Origin of the sequence: Kitasatospora sp. NPDC056446 (genome assembly GCF_042796115.1) — a bacterium.
Classification (GTDB): Bacteria; Actinomycetota; Actinomycetes; order Streptomycetales; family Streptomycetaceae; genus Kitasatospora.
Window position 1 is genome coordinate 1 of sequence record NZ_JBHTRF010000229.1, and the last position, 1320, is coordinate 1320.

Annotated in this window: 1 protein-coding gene; it reads left to right on the forward strand. The window is 68.6% G+C overall.

What is annotated here, in order from left to right:
* On the forward strand, nucleotides 1–1182 hold a 1182-nt coding region (locus ACFQ6N_RS40890; protein WP_380659205.1), incomplete at its 5' end, for a DUF418 domain-containing protein.
* Nucleotides 1183–1320: the final 138 nt, after the last annotated feature.

Genomic DNA, 1320 nt, shown 5'->3' on the forward strand with positions numbered 1-1320 from the left:
CTGCAGGGCATGACCCACCGCCCGCCGCGCCAGCCCCTCATCGATGCCCTGCGTGGATTCGCGCTGCTCGGCGTGTTCCTGGTCAACCTGCGCTTCTTCTCGCTCGATGCGCTGATGACCGAGGCCGCGCAGCAGGCGCTGCCCAGCGCGGCACTCGACCAGGCCATCCGCACCGGCATGGAATGGCTGGTGGACATGAAGGCAATCACCCTGTTCTCGCTGTTGTTCGGCATGGGCGTGGCGATGCAGATGGACGGCCATGCGCCCGGCAGCATGGCCGCGCACCTGCGGCGGATGGCGGTGCTGCTGGTGATCGGCCTGCTGCATTCGGTGCTGCTGTGGTGGGGTGACATCCTGCTGGTGTACGCACTGGTCGGCCTGCTGCTGCCGTTGTTCCGGCACCTGGGCGATCGTGCCCTGCTGTGCAGTGGCCTGTTCATCGCCCTGCTGCTGCCGCCGCTGCTGTCGCCGTGGATCCGCGAATGGGTGGCCCTGCTCACACCGCGCGCGCAGATGAACGCCACAGCGCTCGAGGCACTGGCGCACGGCAACCTGGCCCAGGCGTGGTGGCACAACCTGCAGCTGGCGGCATGGCTGAAGCTGAGCAACTGGGCACTGCTGTTCTTCGTGCTCGGCCGCTTCCTGCTGGGCTACTGGGCCGGTCGTCGCGGCCTGCTTCAGCAGCCGCAGGCACACCGGCCGCTGCTGCGCTCGATTGCCCTTGGTGGGCTGCTGTTGACGGCCGCGTTCCTGTGGATCGATGCCCACGCCGATGCGCTCAAGCAGGCATGGCCGGCGCTGCGTGCGGGCGTTCCCGGCTACCTGCTGCGCGTGTCGTACCGCGTTGCGCCACTGGCCTTGGGCATCGCGGCGGCCGCCATCTTCGCCCTGCTCTATCTGCGCCCATGGGCCGAACGCGTGCTGCGCGTGTTCGTCCCGGCCGGGCGCATGGCACTGAGCAACTACCTGCTGCAAAGCGCAATCTGCGTGCCGCTGTTTGCCGGCTTCGGGTGGGGTATCGGCCCGCAGCACGGGCTGTGGCCGGTGCTGCTGGTGGCAGCGGTGGTGTTCCCGCTGCAGCTGTGGGCGAGTGCGTGGTGGCTGCGCGACCATCGCTTCGGGCCGGTGGAATGGCTGTGGCGCAGCGCCAGCGAAGGACAATGGCTGCCACTGCGGCGCTAGCCATCGGGGACGGAACGGATCAGGTCGTTTGTGCCATTTGCGTCTTAATCCCCTCCGTCCCCGTTTTGCCGGCCAGCGGCCGGCACTACCGGTCAGCCGATCACGCGCTTGAACGGCGGCAGCGCGTCGATGATGCGC